Raw genomic sequence first — 2,921 nt, 5'->3', positions numbered from 1 at the left:
CGGCGCCACCGGCCGGAAGTCTTCGCGGTCCTTGAGTTCATTGATGCGCGCCTGCATCTCGGCATGCAGCGGCGAGGCGATGATGGACCGCGCGCCCAGCGCCCGCGGACCGAATTCCATGCGCCCCTGGAACCAGCCGATGACCTGGTCTTCAGCCAGCAGTTGGGCCACCTCCTGCGCCGGCTGGGCCATGCGGCGGTAAGGCAGCTTGGCCCACTTCAGCTCGGCCTCGATGGCCTCGTCGCTCCAGTCGGGGCCCCAGTAGGCGTGGGTCATGGTCCATTGGCGCGGCGCCAGCTTCACCGGCTGGCCTTGCGGCGCCGCGGGCAGCTGCGGCGGCCGGGCGCTGCCTTCGGCCCGCGCGCGGCTGTCGATCCACAGGGCCGCGCCCAGCGCGGTGCCGGCGTCGCCGGCGGCGGGCTGCACCCACACTTCGTCGAAGATGCCGGCATCGCGCAGCCGCGCGTTGGACACGCAGTTCAAGGCCACGCCGCCAGCCATGGCCAGCAGCCTTTCACCGGTGGCTTCACGCAGCCAACCGGCCAGCTTCAACGTGGTTTGCTCCAGCAGGGCCTGCAAGCTGGCGGTGAGGTCGAAGTGGTGCTGCTCCAGCGGGCCGCCCCGCTCACGCGCCGGGCCCACGAGGTTCACCAAGTCGATGCTGTCGATGCGGTACTGGCCGTTGTCCAGCAGCTGCAGGTGCTCCTGCAGCAGGCCCAGCCATCGCGGCTTGCCTTGCGCGGCCAGCGCCATCACCTTGTACTCGTCCGACGAGGCCAGAAAGCCGAGGTGGGTGGTCACATGCTCATACAGCAGGCCCAGCGAGTGCGGCACCTGCACCTCGCCCAGCGCGGTGTAATGACCATCGCGGTAGACGCCATAGGTGCTGGTGGCGCGTTCGCCGCGGCCGTCCAGCGTCATCACCGCGCAGCGCTCGAACGGCGCGGCCAGGAAGGCGCTGGCCTGGTGGCACAGGTGATGCGCCACATGGTGGAAGGTGAAGGGCCCGTCGAAGCGCGCGCCCTGAAAGCGCTTGCCCAGGTGGTGCGGCGCACCGTCCACCAGTTGGCGAGAGGCATTGAGCACATAGGCCGCGAACAGCGGGTCCCACGGGTTCTCCCACTGGGGGTCGGGCCGGGCTGAAGGAATGAGCGGCAGCGTGATGGTGTCGCCCTGCAGCCGCCCGTCGAGGAACAGGTGGGCGTCGAAGCTGTAGGCCACCGCATCCACGTCGGTGAGCTTGAGCCCGGCACGCGCCAGGCAGAAGTCGATGGCGTTGAAGGGCAGCTCCCAGGCGCTGAACGGCACCGGCCGCTTGGCATGCTTGATGCGCGAGAACCGCTCTTCCTCCGCCGCGGCGCACAGTTGCCCGTCGATGACAAGCGCGGCCGCCGAGTCGTGGAAAGCCGCGTTGATGCCCAACGTGATCATGGATGACGCTCCTTGGTGTGATGCGCGGCGGTGGCAAGGCACATGCCGCGCGGAGCGTCAGCCGGGGTGGCTACTTGCCGGGCTGCTTGCTCTCGGTCTCGCCGGCTTCGTCGGGTTGGTCGGTCTTGCCCGCGGACGACGACTGGCTGGGCTTGAGTTCCCAGTCCACGTCGTCCTTGTCGGTGCTGGTGCGCCGCTCGGCATTGATGGCGGCTCCGGGCGAGATGGGATCGCTGGCCGGAAAGGTCTGGTCCAGCGATTCGTCCAGCAGCTCCTGGTAGGTGGGCACGCGGTCCTTGTCCTTGCCTTCGGCCCGGCTGTCGTCCTTGGCGGGCTTGACCTGCTTGTCGATCAGGTCCTGCTTGTCGGTGGGGTTCATCGTCATCTCCTTGGCCGCGCAGCGGCACGGCCTTGCGGCAACGGCCGTACCCGCTGGCGCCTCAGATCGCGCCGACGCTGCCGGTGACGGGCAGCACGATGCCGGTGACGTAACCCGACATCACGGGCGATGCCAGGTACACATAGGCGGGGCTTAGCTCTTCGGGCTGGGCGGCGCGCTTCATGTCGGTCTGCTGGCCGAACTCGGCCACCTGCTCGGCCGGGGAATCGGCCGGGTTCAGCGGCGTCCACACCGGGCCGGGGGCCACCGCATTGACGCGGATGCCCTTGCTCACCAGGTTCTGCGCCAGCGACTTGGTGAAGGCATGGATCGCGCCCTTGGTGGTGGCGTAGTCCAGCAGCCTGGCGCTGCCCTTCAAGCCCACCACCGAGCCGGTGTTGATGATGGAGGCGCGCTGCTTGAGGTGCGGCACCGCCGCCCGCGCCATGTGGAAGTAGCCGGCGATGTTGGTCTGCAGGGTTTCCTGCAGCCGCTCGTCGGTGATGTCTTCGATGGACTGCGCATGCTCCTGGAAGGCCGCGTTGTTCACCAGCACGTCGAGCCGGCCGAAGGCCTTGACCGTCTCGGCCACCGCCTGCTGGCAAAAGCCGCTGTCCTTCACGTCGCCGGGCAGCAGCAGGCAGCGGGTGCCTTCGGCTTCCACGCAGCGCTTGGTTTCTTGCGCGTCTTCGTGCGAATTGAGGTAGACGACGGCCACGTCGGCACCCTCGCGGGCGAACAGCACCGCCACCGCGCGGCCGATGCCCGAGTCGCCACCGGTGATCAAGGTGGCCATGCCTTGCAGCTTTTCGCTGCCTTTGTAGTCGGGCGCCATGAAGCGCGGCTGCAGCTGCAGCTCGGCCTCGGTGCCGGGCTTGTCCTGGTGCTGGGCGGGCAGCTCGGTAGGCTGCTCGCGGGCGCCGGCCTGCACGCCTGGCGGCTTCTCGTCTTTGCCGCCTGGCTTGGACTGGCGGGCGTCCTTGGCGTCCTGCTCCTGCTGGATCTTCAGGTGTCGGTCGGTGGTGTCCTGCGTGCTCATGGATGCTCCTGAAAAGGGTGGCGCCAACCCGTGTGCGCCTTGAGCACCTCAGCGGCAAGGGGCGTTCCCGTG

General features: G+C 68.6%; 3 protein-coding genes. All 3 read right to left on the bottom strand.

Features of this window, described 5'->3' with window-relative positions; all coding sequences use genetic code 11:
* A partial coding sequence (locus tag ABNT58_RS28040; protein ID WP_348756658.1) for a carbamoyltransferase N-terminal domain-containing protein occupies positions 1-1,431 on the bottom strand: 1,431 nt, incomplete at its 3' end.
* A 70-nt stretch (positions 1,432-1,501) separates the two neighbouring features.
* Positions 1,502-1,810: a hypothetical protein gene (locus ABNT58_RS28035; RefSeq protein WP_348756657.1), complete on the bottom strand. Its 309-nt coding sequence runs from the start codon at positions 1,808-1,810 to the stop codon at positions 1,502-1,504.
* 61 nt (positions 1,811-1,871) lie between these two features.
* Positions 1,872-2,849 (bottom strand): SDR family oxidoreductase, encoded by a 978-nt coding sequence (locus tag ABNT58_RS28030; protein ID WP_348756656.1) that lies wholly within the window; start codon positions 2,847-2,849, stop codon positions 1,872-1,874.
* Positions 2,850-2,921: the final 72 nt, after the last annotated feature.

Origin of the sequence: uncultured Aquincola sp. (assembly GCF_964001545.1) — a bacterium.
GTDB lineage: Bacteria > Pseudomonadota > Gammaproteobacteria > Burkholderiales > Burkholderiaceae_C > Aquincola.
Note: the sequence above shows the minus strand (reverse complement) of the source record. Positions and strands in the feature narration are given on the sequence as shown.